Origin of the sequence: Acidovorax sp. GW101-3H11, assembly GCF_001633105.1 — a bacterium.
GTDB lineage: Bacteria > Pseudomonadota > Gammaproteobacteria > Burkholderiales > Burkholderiaceae_C > Acidovorax.
This window is the reverse complement of the sequence record NZ_LUKZ01000031.1, coordinates 75,236-90,858: the sequence shown is the minus strand read 5'-3', so window position 1 is coordinate 90,858 and position 15,623 is coordinate 75,236. Positions and strand designations below refer to the sequence as shown.

14 protein-coding genes and 2 pseudogenes are annotated in these 15,623 nt (G+C 65.8%); 10 read left to right on the top strand and 6 right to left on the bottom strand.

The features are described 5' to 3' along the window. The first annotated feature begins 80 nt into the window (after window positions 1-80). From A1D30_RS22035 to A1D30_RS22020, 4 genes are all read left to right on the top strand, one after another. Entirely contained in the window at window positions 81-1,871 is a 1,791-nt protein-coding gene (locus tag A1D30_RS22035) for an acyl-CoA dehydrogenase (protein WP_063462870.1), read from the top strand. Between the two features lie 134 nt (window positions 1,872-2,005). After that, on the top strand, window positions 2,006-2,959 hold the full coding sequence (locus A1D30_RS22030) for a nitronate monooxygenase family protein (RefSeq protein WP_063462869.1): 954 nt from the start codon (window positions 2,006-2,008) through the stop codon (window positions 2,957-2,959). 251 nt (window positions 2,960-3,210) lie between these two features. Further along, window positions 3,211-4,344, top strand: coding sequence for an ABC transporter substrate-binding protein (locus tag A1D30_RS22025; protein ID WP_063462868.1), 1,134 nt, complete (start codon window positions 3,211-3,213; stop codon window positions 4,342-4,344). Between the two features lie 174 nt (window positions 4,345-4,518). Further along, on the top strand, window positions 4,519-5,637 hold the full coding sequence (locus A1D30_RS22020) for an acyltransferase (RefSeq protein ID WP_063462867.1): 1,119 nt from the start codon (window positions 4,519-4,521) through the stop codon (window positions 5,635-5,637). Window positions 5,638-5,665: 28 nt separating this feature from the next. Here A1D30_RS22020 and A1D30_RS22015 read toward each other — a convergent pair whose 3' ends face one another. From A1D30_RS22015 to mdlC, 4 genes are all read right to left on the bottom strand, one after another. Next, window positions 5,666-6,055, bottom strand: coding sequence for a hypothetical protein (locus tag A1D30_RS22015; RefSeq protein ID WP_063462943.1), 390 nt, complete (start codon window positions 6,053-6,055; stop codon window positions 5,666-5,668). 74 nt (window positions 6,056-6,129) lie between these two features. Beyond that, window positions 6,130-6,543: a nucleoside diphosphate kinase regulator gene (gene rnk, locus A1D30_RS22010; RefSeq protein ID WP_063462866.1), complete on the bottom strand. Its 414-nt coding sequence runs from the start codon at window positions 6,541-6,543 to the stop codon at window positions 6,130-6,132. 99 nt (window positions 6,544-6,642) lie between these two features. Further along, on the bottom strand, window positions 6,643-7,644 hold the full coding sequence (locus A1D30_RS22005; RefSeq protein WP_063462865.1) for a tripartite tricarboxylate transporter substrate binding protein: 1,002 nt from the start codon (window positions 7,642-7,644) through the stop codon (window positions 6,643-6,645). Between the two features lie 87 nt (window positions 7,645-7,731). After that, the gene (gene mdlC, locus A1D30_RS22000; RefSeq protein WP_063462864.1) at window positions 7,732-9,330 is read right to left on the bottom strand and encodes a benzoylformate decarboxylase; all 1,599 of its coding nucleotides are present in this window, start codon (window positions 9,328-9,330) and stop codon (window positions 7,732-7,734) included. Window positions 9,331-9,396: 66 nt separating this feature from the next. Between mdlC and A1D30_RS21995 the strand changes: the two genes are divergently transcribed. From A1D30_RS21995 to A1D30_RS21985, 5 genes and pseudogenes are all read left to right on the top strand, one after another. Further along, on the top strand, window positions 9,397-10,296 hold the full coding sequence (locus A1D30_RS21995; RefSeq protein ID WP_082836581.1) for a LysR family transcriptional regulator: 900 nt from the start codon (window positions 9,397-9,399) through the stop codon (window positions 10,294-10,296). 90 nt (window positions 10,297-10,386) lie between these two features. Beyond that, a pseudogene (locus tag A1D30_RS25350) lies at window positions 10,387-10,493 on the top strand (IS1595 family transposase); the annotation flags it as partial. 42 nt (window positions 10,494-10,535) lie between these two features. Next, entirely contained in the window at window positions 10,536-11,537 is a 1,002-nt protein-coding gene (locus A1D30_RS21990) for an IS1595-like element ISCsp2 family transposase (RefSeq protein ID WP_063462862.1), read from the top strand. Window positions 11,538-11,685: 148 nt separating this feature from the next. Further along, window positions 11,686-11,787: pseudogene (locus tag A1D30_RS26545) on the top strand (IS1595 family transposase); the annotation flags it as partial. 59 nt (window positions 11,788-11,846) lie between these two features. After that, entirely contained in the window at window positions 11,847-13,013 is a 1,167-nt protein-coding gene (locus A1D30_RS21985) for a PA0069 family radical SAM protein (RefSeq protein WP_063462861.1), read from the top strand. A gap of 162 nt (window positions 13,014-13,175) precedes the next feature. Here A1D30_RS21985 and A1D30_RS21980 read toward each other — a convergent pair whose 3' ends face one another. Beyond that, entirely contained in the window at window positions 13,176-14,234 is a 1,059-nt protein-coding gene (locus tag A1D30_RS21980) for a sodium-dependent bicarbonate transport family permease (RefSeq protein ID WP_063462942.1), read from the bottom strand. Window positions 14,235-14,320: 86 nt separating this feature from the next. Between A1D30_RS21980 and A1D30_RS21975 the strand changes: the two genes are divergently transcribed. Continuing rightward, window positions 14,321-15,220, top strand: coding sequence for a LysR family transcriptional regulator (locus A1D30_RS21975; RefSeq protein ID WP_063462860.1), 900 nt, complete (start codon window positions 14,321-14,323; stop codon window positions 15,218-15,220). Window positions 15,221-15,241: 21 nt separating this feature from the next. Here the strand turns inward: A1D30_RS21975 and A1D30_RS25650 are convergent, their stop codons facing one another. Then, window positions 15,242-15,598 (bottom strand): hypothetical protein, encoded by a 357-nt coding sequence (locus tag A1D30_RS25650; protein WP_131798515.1) that lies wholly within the window; start codon window positions 15,596-15,598, stop codon window positions 15,242-15,244. Window positions 15,599-15,623 lie beyond the last annotated feature (25 nt).

Here is a 15,623-nt window from a genome sequence, read left to right as displayed (position 1 = left end):
GCTCTGGCCCACCAGCCGCCACAAAAGGCATCGCTTGCGATGCCTTTTTTTTGACGATTTTTGCTTTCTCGGAGACTTCAATGAGCTACACCGCCCCCGTCAAGGACATGCTGTTCGGCATCGAACACCTGGCCAACATCGAACAGATCGCACAAATCCCCGGCTTTGAAGACGCCGGCCTGGACACGGCCGCTGCCGTGCTGGAAGAGTGCGCCAAGTTCAACGAGGGTGTGCTGGCTCCGCTCAACTTCGAGGGCGACAAGAACCCGTCAAGCTGGAAAGACGGTGTGGTCACGACCACCCCCGGCTTCAAGGACGCCTTCCGCCAGTACGGCGAAGGCGGCTGGCAGGGCCTGCAGCACCCGGCCGACTTTGGCGGCCAGGGCCTGCCCAAGACCATTGGCGCGGCCTGCATCGAGATGACCAACAGCGCCAACATGAGCTTCGCGCTGTGCCCGCTGCTGACCGACGGCGCCATCGAGGCGCTGCTCACCGCAGGCAGCGACGAACTCAAGGCCACCTACCTGGAAAAACTGGTGACGGGCGAGTGGACCGGCACCATGAACCTGACCGAACCCCAGGCGGGCTCGGACCTGGCCCTGGTGCGCACGCGTGCCGAGCCGCAAGCGGATGGCAGCTACAAGGTCTTCGGCACCAAGATCTTCATCACCTACGGCGAGCACGACATGGCCGCCAACATCGTGCACCTGGTGCTGGCCCGCGTGGCGGGCGCGCCCGAAGGCGTGAAGGGCATCAGCCTGTTTGTGGTGCCCAAGTTCATGGTCAACAAGGACGGCACGCTGGGCGCTCGCAACGACGCGCACTGCGTGAGCATCGAGCACAAGCTGGGCATCAAGGCATCGCCTACCGCCGTGCTGCAGTTCGGCGACCACGGCGGTGCCGTCGGTTACCTGGTGGGCGAGGAAAACCGCGGCTTGGAGTACATGTTCATCATGATGAACGCCGCGCGCTATGCCGTGGGCATGCAGGGCATCGCGGTTGCCGAGCGCGCCTACCAGAAGGCCGTGCAGTACGCGAAAGACCGCGTGCAAAGCCGCCCGGTGGACGGCAGCATCGCCGCCAGCGCGCCCATCATTCACCACCCCGATGTGAAGCGCATGCTCATGACCATGCGCGCCTACACCGAAGGCTGCCGCGCCATGGCCACGGTGGCGGCTGCTGCGTTCGATGCTGCGCACCACCATCCTGATGCCGACACGCGCAAGCAGAACCAGGCGTTCTACGAATTCATGGTGCCGCTGGTCAAGGGCTACAGCACCGAGATGAGCCTGGAAGTCACCAGCCTGGGCGTGCAGGTGCACGGTGGCATGGGCTTCATCGAAGAAACGGGCGCTGCGCAGTACTACCGCGACGCCAAGATCCTCACCATCTACGAAGGCACCACCGCCATCCAGGCCAACGACCTCGTGGGCCGCAAGACGGCGCGCGACGGCGGCCAGACGGCCAAGGGCATTGCGGCGCAGATCGAGAAGACCGAGGCCGACCTGCTGGCCAGCGGTACACCCGCAGCGCAAGCCGTGGCCAAGCGCCTGACGGCCGCGCGCAAGGCGCTGCTCGATGTGATCGACTTTGTGGCCGGTGGCACCAAGGCCCAGCCCAACGCCGTGTTTGCGGGCAGCGTGCCCTACCTGATGCTCGCGGGCAATGTGGTGGCGGGCTGGCAGCTGGCGCGCAGCCTGCTGGTGGCGCAGGACCTGTTGCAAAAGGGACAGGACCAAGCCTTCATGCGCGCAAAAATCACCACGGCGCAGTTCTACGCCGACCACATCCTGGTGAAGGCCCCCGGCCTGCGCGACAGCATTGTGGAAGGCGCGGCCAGCGTGACCGAGCTGGCGCTTGACGCCTTCTGAGGCGTGAAGAGCGTGCTGTGAGGAGACGCACCCCTGTGTTGCATGGGTGCTATAAAAATAATAGCTGCTAACGCATATCCATCAGGCGGTAGCGGCTAATTTCATCCTAATTTCTTGTCCTGGAAGTTGTTGCCATGTCCAAACTGCCTCCCGTGCTGCAAAACCTGTCGCTGCCCGTCATCGGCTCGCCGCTGTTCATCATCAGCAACCCCAAGCTCGTGATCGAGCAGTGCAAGGCCGGTGTGGTGGGCTCCATGCCCGCGCTCAACGCCCGCCCTGCCGAGCTGCTCGACGAATGGCTGGCCGAGATCACCGAGACCCTGGCGGCCTACAACAAGGCCCACCCCGACAAGCCCGCCGCGCCCTTTGCCATCAACCAGATCGTGCACAAGAGCAACGACCGGCTGGAGCACGACATGCAGGTGTGCGCCAAGTACAAGGTGCCGATCATCATCACGTCTTTGGGCGCACGCGAGGACGTGAACCAGGCCGTGCATGCCTGGGGCGGTGTGGTGCTGCACGACATCATCAACAACAAGTTCGCACGCAAGGCCATCGAGAAGGGTGCCGATGGCCTGATTGCCGTGGCCGCCGGCGCGGGGGGCCATGCGGGCGTGAAGAGCCCGTTTGCGCTGATCCAGGAAATCCGCCAGTGGTTCGACGGCCCCATCGCGCTCAGCGGCTCCATCGCCAGCGGCGGCGCCGTGCTGGCCGCGCAGGCCATGGGGGCAGACTTCGGCTACATCGGCTCGGCCTTCATTGCCACGCACGAGGCGCGCGCCAGCGATGCGTACAAGCAGGCCATCGTGGAAGGCAGCTCGGACGACATCGTCTACAGCAACCTGTTCACCGGCGTGCATGGCAACTACCTGGCGCCATCGATTCGCGCGGCGGGCATGGACCCGGACAACCTGCCCGAGTCCGACCCGAGCAAGATGAACTTTGGCGGCGACGCCAAGAAGGCCTGGAAGGACATCTGGGGCTGCGGCCAGGGCATTGGCGCCATCAACGCCGTGACCAGCACGGCCGAGCTGGTGGCCAAGCTGCGCAGCGAGTACGAAGCGGCACGCGCGCGCCTCAAGCTGTGATGCTGCGCTGATCCTCTGTTTTCCGGGCATCGCCCACGCCAGTGGTAGGGCGTGGTGGTGGCCCGAGAGACACCGGCTTCGCCCACCCAGCGCCTCACGCGCACGGTGGGCGAAGTTGTTTCAGGCACCTTCACGCAAGGGCAAACCCCCATAAACCGGCCCCGGTGGCTGCAGATAATGGTGATGAACAATAACCAAAGCAAGACTGCTTTGGTGGCTGGTTCAGCACATTTTTTGCAAGGTGGTGCGTGATGGTTCGTTCTTTGGTAGTGCTGCTGGCGGCTTTGTGCGCCACCGGGCTGGGCCATGCCCGCAACGAGGGCGTGACCGCCGACGAGATCCGCCTCGGGGCGTCGGCCGTGCTGTCGGGGCCGCTGGGCCCGCAGACGGCGCAGTATGGCGAGGGCTCGCGGCTCATGTTCGACGCGGTGAACGCCCAGGGCGGCGTGCATGGCCGCATGATCCGCTACACCACGCTGGACGACGGCTTCGATCCGCAAAAGGCGGTGGAAAACACCCGCCAGCTGCTGGAGACCGACAAGGTCTTCATGATTTACAACAGCACGGGCACGGCGCAGACGGCCGCCATCCTGCCGCTGATCAAGGAGCACCGCACGCTGCTGTTCGGCCCGGTCACCGGCGCATCGGTGTTCCGCGAAACCTTCAACCCCTATGTGTTCCATGTGCGCGCGGGCTACGCCAGCGAGGCCAGCAGAATCGTCTCGCAGCTGCGCCAGCAGGGCATCAGCCGCGTGGCGCTGTTCTACCAGGACGACGGCCTGGGCAAGACCCTGGCCGCCGAGCTGAAGAAAGCATCGGACGACGAAAAACTGCCCTTCGTCGCCGAGATCAAGGTAGACCCCAAACAACCCGACTTTGCCGCTGCGGCCGCCGCCACCGAAAAGGCGCAGCCGCAGGCGGTGATCGTGGCCACGGCGGGCACCACCTTCACCCACTACATCAAGGCCGTGCAGGCCACGGCCGCGCGGCCTGCGTACTATGGCTTCTCGGTCGCCAGCCTGGATGTGATCAACCGTGAGCTGAAAGACAAGGCGCGCGGCATCATCCTCGCGCAGATCATGCCGTCGCTGCGCAACACCACCATCCCCGTGGTGGCCGAGTACCTGGGCCTGCTGCGTGCCAAGTCGCCCACGGCGCAACCGTCTGCGTCGCAGTTCGAAGGGTTTGTGCATGCGCGCCTGCTGGTGGAGGGCCTGCGGCGCACCGGGCGCAACCTGACCACCGAATCGTTCACCAAGACCATGGAAGACGCGGGCGAAATCTCGTTCGGCCGCTTCAGCGTGAAGTATTCGCCCAAGAGCCACAACGGCTCCACCTATGTCGAGCTGGCGATCGTGGACGCGGAAGGCAGCCTGCGGTACTGAGCCTGGAGGGGCGCGCAGGCCTGCGCGGAATAGGGGTGTGTCGCGCCCAGCGCAGAGCGGTTGCGAAAAAAACGTGCTGACAGAGGACAATAGAGGTTTTTGCCTGCTGTTGCGGCCCTTTGTGGCCTCGGCAGCCCACCACGTCCACCGGCACCTCACCGACCCCGCGCAGCCATGTCGTCCTCCCCCTCCCGCACACCCCTGATCGACATGGTCAAGGCCATGGCGTGCATCACCATCGTCTGGCACCACCTGGCCTTCTATGGGCCCATGTCGGACATCGCCCAGCCCCTGGCCCCGGCCCTGATGGCATGGCTGTACGACTATGGGCGCATGGCGGTGCAGGTGTTTCTGGTGCTGGGCGGCTACCTGGCCGCCGCCAGCCTGGCCCCCCAGGGCGAGGCGCGGTTTGACCATGCGGGCAATGCGGTGGCCAAGCGTTTTGTGCGGCTGGTCGTGCCCTATGCGGTGGCGCTGCTGTTGACCGTGGTGGTGGCTGCGCTGGTGCGACCTTGGATGGCACACCCCTCCGTGCCCGAGGAGCCGACCCTGGCGCAGCTGCTGGCCAATGCCCTGCTGCTGCAGGACATCGTGGACGAAGATGCGCTGTCGGCCGGGGTCTGGTACGTGGCCATCGACTTCCAGCTGTTTGCGCTGAGCGTGGCGGTCTGGGCGGGCGTTCGGGCCCTGCCGGGCGCGTGGGCGCAGCGGCACGGGGCTGTGCTGGCCCGGGCGATCATCGTGGTAGGTGTGGCCGCATCGCTGTGGGTCTTCAACCGCATGGCCGGGCTCGACATGTGGGCCATCTACTTCTTTGGCGCCTATGGCCTGGGCATGCTGGCCTTCTGGGCTGTGCGTGCGCCCAGCCCGGCGGGGTGGCTGAGCGCCATCGTGCTGCTGGGCGGTGGGGCCCTGGCGATGGATTTCCGGGGCCGCATTCTGGTGGCGCTGGTCACGGCGCTGTGCCTGGTGGTCGCGCTGCGGTCCGAGCGTGTGCGGGCCTGGGGGGGCTTTGCGCCGCTGGTGCGCGTGGGGCAGATGTCCTACTCCATCTTCCTTGTGCACTTTGCAGTGTGCCTGCTCGTCAACGCGGTGGTCAGCCACCTGTGGCCGACGTCGCCTGTGCCCAATGCGCTGGGCATGCTGCTGGCGTTTGTGCTGTCCCTCGCTGCCGGGCGTCTGTTGTACCTGCGGGTGGAGCAGCATGTGCCCACCTGGTCCACCGCCTTGCGCTGGCAGGCGGGGCTGGTGGGCACTGGTCTGCTGGTCGCTGTCTCCAACAACGGGTTCTGATTCTGGGTGAGGGCTCGCCAAGAGCCCTTCAACGCTGCAGCTTGCGCTCGCGCCGCTTGCGCTGCCGGTCCAGAAACCAGGCCATGAAGGGCAGGATCAGCATCGAGCCCGGGATCACCCAGATGAACAGGTAGGGGCTCACGGACGATGCCGACCGCATCACATCGCGCAGATGGGCACGTTCATCGGCCGTCCAGTTGCCCTGGCGGCGCTGCTGCACCAGCCACACCACCGATCCCTTCATGGTGGCCATCTCGCGCTTGAGGCGGCTCTTTTCACGGCTGTTACCCGCGAGGAACGAGCAGAACCACTCGGGCGCCCGCTCCATGCGGCTCTGGAAGGCGAGGGTGGAGTCCGGGTCGAACTGGTCGATGGACGGGGGCAGGTCTGGCGTGTTCTGGGCGGGCGGTGTGGTCATGGCGGCTGCCATTGTCACTGGTGACCGGTGTCGCGCCAAGCAGCATGTTGCCCGCCGCTCGGCGGCGGGGGGCATCAACGATGCAATTCGCCAGCGCTTTCGGGCTGGTACAGGATGTCCTTCACCCGCACCGTCATCGACTTGCCGCCCGGTCCGGGCCAGGCCAGTTCGTCGCCCACCGCCAGGCCCAGCAGGGCGCTGCCCACGGGCGCAAAGATCGAGATGCGGTCTGCGGTGCCGTCTGCGTCGCGCGGGTAGACCAGCGTCAGGCAGAACTCCTTGCCCGTCTCCAGGATGGAGAACTGCACGGTGGAGTTCATGGTCACCACATTGGGCGGGATCTCCTCGGGCGGCACCACGTCCGCCCGGTCGAGCTCTGCCTGCAGATCCGCCTTGCCTGGAAAGACGCTGGCCGGAATCGCGGCCAGCAGGGCCTCGATGCGGTCAACGTCGAGTGACGACAGGATGATCTGGGGCTTGCGCGCCATGGCAGTACCTCTGGGATGGTTGTGACAAAGCGCGGGACTGTAGTCCATCGCGAATCTCGCACTGCCGTGCGCGGGCATTCGGGGCTGCGTGGGCGGCGTTCAGTCGCCCTTGATGTTGCGGGCCTGGATGAGTGCGCCAAACCGTGTGCTGTCGATGGCGGCGCGTGCGTGGAAGTCGGCGGGCGACATCGGCGCGGGCACGCCGCCCAGCGCCGTGATGCGTTCCTTCACGGCGGTGGTGGCCAGCACCTTGTTGATCTCGCGGTTCAGGCGCGCCACCACCTCGGGCGGTGTGCCTGCGGGGGCATAAAAGCCAAACCAGGTGTCGGCATCAAAACCCTTGAGGCCCACCTCGTCGAGCGTGGGCACATCGGGGAACAGGGGCGAGCGCTTGGCACTGCCCACCGCCAGCAGCCTGAGCTTGCCCGCCTTCACATGCGAGAGGCCAATGCCGGGGTCGAACATGAAATCCACCTGCCCGCCCAGCAGGTCCTGCATGGCGGGGGCCGCGCCCCGGTAGGGCACATGCACGGCAAACACATTGGCCTGGGCCTTGAGCATCTCGGCAGCCAGGTGTGGCGAGCTGCCATTGCCTGGCGTGCCAAAGCTCAGCTTGCCGGGGTGGGCCTTGAGGTACTGCATGAACTCCTGGATGGTGTTGACCGGCAGCGTGGGCCGCACCTCCAGGAACACCAGCACGCGCGCCGCCGCCGCCACGGGCACCAGGTCCTTGGCGGGGTCGAAAGGCATCTTGGGGTAGAGGTGGGGGTTGACCGAGACCATGCCGCCCGAGCTCATGAGCAGGGTGTAGCCATCGGCGGGCGACTTGGCCACTGCCTCGCCGCCGATGTTGCCGCCCGCACCGCCCCGGTTCTCGACCACCACGGGTTGGCCCAGCGCAGTTTGCAGCGGCACGCTCACTGCGCGCGCAATCTGGTCCGCTGCGCCCCCGGGCGGGAAGTTCACGATCACCTTGATGGGTTTGCTGGGCCAGGCTTCGGTCTGGGCCTGGGCGGGCTGTTGCAGCAGGCTGAAGGCCATGCCAGCCAGGGCCAGCGCGCCCAGCAGGCGGCGCTTGGAGCGTGGGGGATAGGAATGCATGCGTGTCTCCGGTAAAGCCCGGGTGTGCCGGGTCTTGTGCAATGAACCAAAAAAATTGGAAGGCATGGTGGGTTCGTTCACACCTTCTCAGGCCACATCCACCTCCACCAGCATGGCGCGGGGGTGCGCCAGCGCCTCGCGCAGCACCGGTGCCAGCTGGCTGGCATCGCTCACGTGCACGGCGTCGCAGCCTTGGCCCCGCGCCAGCGCCAGGAAGTCCAGGTCGGGCAGCTCGGTGCCTTCCAGCTTGGCGCCTTCATGAAAACCAAAGGTGGGCGCGAACTCCTGCAGCGCCGCGTAGCGCCGGTTCTTGAGGATGATGAAGGTGATGGGCAGCTGCAGCTGCGCCGCGCTCCACAGCGCCTGGATGGAGTACATCGCCGAGCCGTCGCCGATGAGTCCGATGACCTTGCGATCAGGCTTGGCCAGCGCCACCCCCACGGCGGCGGGCAGGCCATAGCCCAGGCCGCCGCTGCACATGGTGTAGAAGGTTTCGCTTTGCAGGATGGGCAGGTAGGCGTGCATGGCGGCGCGCGCGCTGGGGGCTTCCTCCACCACGATGGAGGCGGCATCGCGCACCTCGGCCAGTGTCTGCATTACATACGGCACGCTCATCAAGGCGCCGGGTGCCGAGGCTTCGACCCGTGGCCGCGCAGCGCGGGCCGGGGGCAGGGCGCGCGCGATGGGCGCGGGGCGCGCGAGCAGGTCTTGCACGCCCAGGCGCACGCTGCCCACGGCCGAGGTGCCCTCGGGCGTCCAGGCGGCCGTGCCCGGGTCGTCAATCAGCTGCACCAGCTGCGCCCCGGGCGGCACATGGGGGCCGAAACCTTCCACGTGGTAGGTGAAGGCGGCGGCGCCCAGCGCAAACACCAGGTCGTGCCCGCCGAGCAGTGCCACGATCTTCTCGCGCATGGCGGGCAGCACACCCGCAAACAGGCGGTGGTCCTGCGGAAAGCCACAGCGGCCGGACATGGGCGCGATCCACACGGCGGCGTTGTGCCGCTCGGCCAGGGCCAGCACATCGTCCCAGGCGCGGTCGCGGTCCACAGCGGCGCCCACCACAAACACGGGGCGCTGCGCGGCATCCATTGCATCGCCAATGGCCTGCAGCACGCGGGGCTCGGGGCGCGACTCGGTGCTCACGGTGCGGGCCTGCAGCGGCTCGCAGGGCTTGTCCCAGTCGTCGGCGGGGATGGACACCAGCACCGGCCCGCGCGGCTGCTGCATGGCGATGTAGTAGGCGCGGGCAATGGCCAGGGGCACGTCTTCGGCGCGGGCGGGCTCGATGCTCCACTTCACGTAGGGCTTGGGCAGCTCGGTGGCCTGGCCCGAAAACAGGAAGGGGTCGAACGGCAGGATGGAGCGCGCCTGCTGCCCGGCCGTGATGACCATGGGCGTGCGGTTTTTGTGCGCCGTGAAGATGTTGCCCATGGCGTGGCCCACGCCTGCGGCCGAGTGCAGGTTCACAAACGCCGCGTTGTGTGTGGCCTGGGCGTAGCCGTCGGCCATGCCCACCACCACTGATTCCTGCAGGCCGAGGATGTAGCGGAAGTCCTGGGGGAAGTCGAGGAACAGCGGCAGCTCGGTGGAGCCGGGGTTGCCAAAGATGGTGTTGATGTGAAAGCCGCGCAGAAGGTCCAGCACGGCCTCGCGCACGGTGGGCAAAGGGGTTGCGTCAGAAGGCATCCCGCCATCTTCGGGGGGCTTGCTTCATCCATCAATACAATGAAATGACTAAGCGGTATTCATCCAATGCATATCAAGGACATCGATCTCAACCTGCTGCGGCTGTTCGATGCGGTCTACCGCACACGCAATGTGAGCCGCGCCGCCGACCTGCTGGACCTGACCCAGCCCGCCGCCAGCCAGGCGCTCACCCGGCTGCGCCTGCTCATCAAAGACCCGCTGTTTGTGCGCGCAGGCGGTGGTGTGCAGCCCACCCCCAAGGCCGACCGGCTGGCCAACGCCGTGCGCAGCGCCCTGGGCCTGCTGGAAGAGGCGCTCAACGAGTCCGCCCAGTTCGAGCCGCTGCAGTCGCACAAGGTCTTCCGCATCCACATGAGCGACATTGGCGAAGGCCGCTTTCTGCCCGACCTGATGGTGGCGCTGCAGCACCAGGCGCCCGGCGTGCGGCTGGAGACATTGCCCGTGCCGCGCCACGAGATCCCCCAGCGGCTGGACAGCGGCGCCATCGACTTCGCTTTCGGCTTTTTGCCCACGGTGAAGGACACGCAGCGTGTGCAGCTCCTCCACGACCGCTACGTGGTACTGCTGCGCGCAGGCCACCCCTTCGCCGCCACCCGGCGCAGCGGCCCGGTGCTGCTCAGCGCCCTGCGGCAGCTGGAGTTTGTGGCCGTGCGCGCCCACTCCGACACCCTGCGCATTCTGGAGATGCAGCAGCTGCAGGACCGCATCCGCCTGACCACCGAACACTTCATGGTGCTGCCCGCCATCGTGCGCGCCACAGACCTGGCCGTGGTCATGCCCCGCAATATTGCGCGCACCTTTGCGGCCGACGGGGGTTACACCCTCATCGAGCCCGCATTGCCGCTGCGCGACTTCACCGTGTCGCTGCACTGGAGCCGCCGCTTTGAAAGCGACCCCGGCAACCAGTGGATGCGCGGCCTGATCGAGCGGCTGTTCAAGGAGTGAGCAGGGCCAGGGGGTGCAAGCACGCAACACCAAATAACTGTATATTTGTAAGGGGTATCTATTTAGCTCCAGTGACGTCAGAATAGCTGGATGGAAACCCAGATGCTAACGCCAACTCCTGGACAGGACTACCCTCGCACCTGGAACGAATTTCTTGACTGGTTTGCCACCGAAGAGGCCTGCCAGGCGTTCCTGGANAAGGGGTATCTATTTAGCTCCAGTGACGTCAGAATAGCTGGATGGAAACCCAGATGCTAACGCCAACTCCTGGACAGGACTACCCTCGCACCTGGAACGAATTTCTTGACTGGTTTGCCACCGAAGAGGCCTGCCAGGCGTTCCTGGAGAAGCTGCGCTGGCCCCAAGGCTTCGTCTGCCCGCGTTGCGGCAACGCTGGTGATGTGTACCGCGCCAGCCGCACCCGCCTGATGTGCCGCTCATGCCAGTACCAAGGCACAGTGACATCTGGAACCATCTTCGACAAGACGCGCACACCGCTGCGTGTCTGGCTGGCTGCAGCTTGGTACCTGACCAATCAGAAACAAGGCGTGAGCGCCCTGGGGCTGCAGCGCGTATTGGGTTTGGGGAGCTACCAGACTGCCTGGACGATGCTGCACCGGTTTCGACGCGCCATGGTTCGCCCGGGCCGGGACAAGCTCAAGGGGCTTGTCGAGGTGGATGAAACGTACCTGTCCATTACGGACCGCAAAAATCCCGCCACCCCTGCAGGGCGCAAGAGCAGCACCACCAAAGTGTTGATGGTCATGGCGGTGGAGATCGTGGAGCCCAAGGGGTTTGGGCGCATCCGGTTACGCCGTATCGACCGAGACTCCGCCAGCCACGTCATTCCCTTCGTGCAAGAGGTGGTCGAGCCCGGAGCCCAGGTACGCACGGATGGTTCGGCGGCATACCGCGCTCTGGGAGAACTCGGTTACACCCACCAGCGCACCGTCATGCTCGGTTCAGGCGTACCTGCCCATGTCTCCATGGCGGGAGTGCACCGGGTCGCCTCACTGGTACAGCGCTGGGTGCTCGGAACGCATCATGGCTCTGTACAGCCAGACCACCTGGATGCCTATCTCGATGAATTCGTGTTCCGTTTCAACCGGCGCACATCCAGCTCACGCGGGATGCTGTTTTACCGCTTGCTGCAGCAAGCGGTGGTTACGCCGCCAGTGACGTATGGGGATGTCGTGAGCAAGAACACCGGGGAGAGGCAATCGGATACTATTGCTGGATGAAATTACAGTATCAACGGGGCTACTGGAGCTAAATAGATACCCCTTATGTCTCAACAGGTGTGGGCCGCGCAGGCCCTTGAATCTTTCGATGCGGTGGTGCAGGCCACCGAAGGTTTTCGCAGCCGCRCTGGCCAGCGGCTGATGGCCNTACCGCTTGCTGCAGCAAGCGGTGGTTACGCCGCCAGTGACGTATGGGGATGTCGTGAGCAAGAACACCGGGGAGAGGCAATCGGATACTATTGCTGGATGAAATTACAGTATCAACGGGGCTACTGGAGCTAAATAGATACCCCTTATATTTGTACAGTTATGCCCCGCACCTTCACCGACAAGTCCGACATCCCCGCGCCGCCCGAGGAGGTCCGCATCCCGCTGCAGGCCATCCGTGGCCGGGGCGCGGCCACCGCCCTGGCGCACCGGTTTGTGCGGGACGTGCGCGAGGCGGCCGACGACGGCTGGGGCCAGCCGCCTGGTGATGAGGACGGTGCAGGCGATGTCCCAGCCACCCCCGCCGCCACCCGCGTGCACCTCGAAACCGCGCGCAGCGCCATCTGCGCCAACGACTCGCCGGACATCTTTTTCGAACTCTCGGTCAACCCCTACCGGGGCTGCGAGCATGGCTGCATCTACTGCTACGCCCGGCCCACGCACAGCTACCTCAACTTCTCGCCCGGGCTGGACTTTGAAACGCAGATCGTTGCCAAGCACAACATCGCCAGCGTGCTGCGGGCCGAGCTGGCCCAGCCGCGTTATGTGCCGCGCCTGTTGAACATCGGCTCCGCCACCGATTGCTACCAGCCCGTGGAGCGCGAGCTGAAGCTCACCCGCAGCGTGATCGAGGTGATGCGCGACGCGCGCCACCCGTTTTCGCTCATCACCAAGTCCAGCGGCGTGGAGCGCGACCTGGACCTGCTCGCCCCGCTGGCCGCGCAGCGCCTGGCCGCCGTGTACGTCACCATCACCACGCTCGATGCCACCCTGGCCCGCCGCATGGAACCCCGCGCCGCCGCGCCCCACCGGCGCCTGCGCACCATCCGCGCGCTGGCCGAGGCGGGCGTGCCCGTGGGAGTGAGCGTGGCGCCGCAGATCCCCTTCATCACCGAAGACATGGAGCAGGTGCTGGAGGCCGCACGCGAGGCGGGCGCGCGCAGTGCCTTCTACGCCGTGCTGCGCCTGCCATGGGAGCTGGACACCCTGTTCCGCGAATGGCTGCAGGTGCACTACCCCCAGCGCGCCGCGCGCGTGATGGCGCGTGTGCAAGACCTGCACCACATCAGCGACGCCGAGCGCCGCGCGGGCAAAACCTACAACAGCGACTTCGCCACCCGCATGAAAGGCACCGGCCTGTGGGCCGACCTGGTGCGCCAGCGTTTTGCCACCACCTGCCGCAAGCTGGGCCTGAATCGCGAGCGTGTGGAGCTGGACCTGGGCCAGTTCCGCCCCGGGCTGCTGCGGGGGCAAAGCAGCCTGTTCTGACCCGGTTGTGTGGCGCAGTGGGGTGAGAATCTGGATAAAAATGGCCGTTACCGCGCGTCCAGAATGCCTTGTTAGCTATTTAAAAGATAGCAATTAGTCCAGGCCCTGTAAGTGCACGTTAGGGGGCACATAGGGGCACATGGGGGCTGCGGCATCGCCCCCTCACACGGCCCACAGGCTTTGCACCACATGCGTGTACAGCGGAATGCCCAGCACGATGTTGAGCGGAAACGTCAGCCCCAGCGACAGGCTCACATACAGCGACGGGTCGGCCTCGGGGATGGCATAGCGCACCACCGCAGGTACGGCGATGTAAGAGGCACTGGCCGCCAGCACCATCAGCAGCACCGCATCGCCTGCAGGCACCGCCACCAGCCAGGCCAGGCCCAGCGCCAGCGTGGCGTGGGTGATGGGGCCCAGCACCGCATAGGCCAGCAGCCAGGGCGACTGCTGGCGCACCGCAGGCAGGTTGCGTGCGGTCGATAGGCCCATGTCCAGAAGGAACAGGCACAACATGCCCTTGAACAGATCACCCGAAAACGGCTGCATGGCCGCCTTGCCCGCATCGCCCGTCAGCAGGCCGATCAGCATCGCGCCCAGCAGCAGCAACTGCGTGCCATCGGTGAACGACTCGTGCAGGATCTTGCCCACCGACAGGTGCGGGCCGCTCTTCCCACTGACGTTGCCCGGGCCACGACCGCCCAGCGTGGCGGCGCCCCCGCTGGTCATCGCCACCACAGGCGTGGCACTGGTGGCAACGGCCACTGCCTGCTGTTTTTGCCGCAGCGCATTGGCCAGCAGCACGGCCAGGATGATGGCGGGCGACTCCATCAGCGCCATCGCCGCCGCCATATGACCGCCGTAGGTAATGTGCTGCGACTCCAGGTACTGCGTGGCCGTCACAAACGTCACCGCGCTCACGGATCCATAGGTGGCTGCCACCGCCGCCGCATTGAAGCCCGACAGCACCCGCCGCAAGAGCGCGTAGCCCACCAGCGGCACCACAACGGCCAGCAGCACCGCCAGCCCCAGGCTGGTCGCCACGCTGGGCGTGAAGCCCGACGCCGCCAGCGCAAACCCGCCCTTGAGGCCCAGCGCCATCAACAGGTAGATCGACAAGAACTTGGAGATCGCCGCAGGCATCTCCAGGTTAGACCGCACCAGGCCCGCAAACACGCCCAGAGCAAAAAACAGGATCGCAGGGTCCAGCAAACTTTGCATCATTCAACTCCTTGGGCGCCAATGCTATGCAGTGCAGGGTGCAAAGTAAAATCGATTCGAATGTGCTTATATATAGATAAAAATCTATGAACATCACCTTCCGCCAGTTGCGGCTTTTTCTGGCGCTGGCCGAAACCGGCAGCGTCAGCGCGGCCGCCAAGGTCATGCACGTCACGCAGCCCACCGCCTCCATGCAGCTGCGCGAGGTGGCGCAGGCCGTGGGCCTGCCGCTGTACGAAGTCATCTCGCGCCGCGTGCACCTTACCGATGCGGGCCACGCCCTGGCCCGCACCGCGCGCGCCATCGCGGGCGAGTGGGACGCGTTCGAGCAGCGCATCGCAGGCGCCAAGGGCCTGACCAGCGGGCGCCTCAAGGTCGCCGTGGTCAGCACCGCCAAATACTTTGTGCCGCGCCTTTTGGGCAGCTTCTGCAAGCTGCACCCGCATATCGACATCTCGCTGGAAGTGCTCAACCGCGACCACGTCATTGGCCGCCTGCGCGCCAACCAGGACGACCTCTACGTCATGTCCATGCCGCCCGCCGACCTGCCGCTGGAGGACCAGATCCTCATGCCCAACCCCCTGGTCGTCATCGCCCCCGCAGGCCACCCGCTGGCGGCCAAGAAGCGCGTCAAGCTGGAGCAGCTGCAGGCCGAGCGCTTCATCCTGCGCGAAAAAGGCTCGGGCACCCGCATGGCCACCGACGCCCACCTGCGCCAGGTGGGCTTTGCCCCCCGCACCGTGCTGGAGCTGGGCAGCAACGAAGCCATCAAGGAGTCGGTGGAAGGCCAGTTGGGCCTCTCCATCGTCTCCCTCCACGCTCTGGGCCCGCACCACGAGGGCCTGGCCGTGCTGAATGTGGCGGGCTTTCCCATCCGCTCGCAATGGCACCTGGTCTGGCCCAAGGGCAAGCAGCTGTCACCGATTGCGGAGGTGTTTCGCGGGCACTTGATGGGGGAGGTGGAGGGGTGGATGGGGCGGGGGTAGGCCTGCCGGAGGTGTGCCGCGTTACGACTCGTTTTCTGGCTTGCCCGCGAGCCAGCGCGGGTGGGTCTTGGTCGCCCGATCTCTCTTGGCCTCGCGGTAGATCACAAACACCAGTACGGGAACCACGGCGCCCCACAGCAGCCAGCGCTGCGGTCCCGGTGCAACCAATGGGGCCACGGCGGAAATGCCCAGTACGAACAGCAGACACCCCATCTCTTCACGCAGGCTGCGGGGCGGCAGGTTGGAGAGAATGGTTCCGCCACAGCGGGGACACCGCTGGAACGGCTCCCACCGCTTCCCTACAAGTGCCCCGCCCTCCGCCTGGCGGACCGGCAACCACCGCAGGGACCGCTGGCAATGGGGGCAGGCGTGGTTCATGGGGGGAATTTCCGTGCGGAAAGTT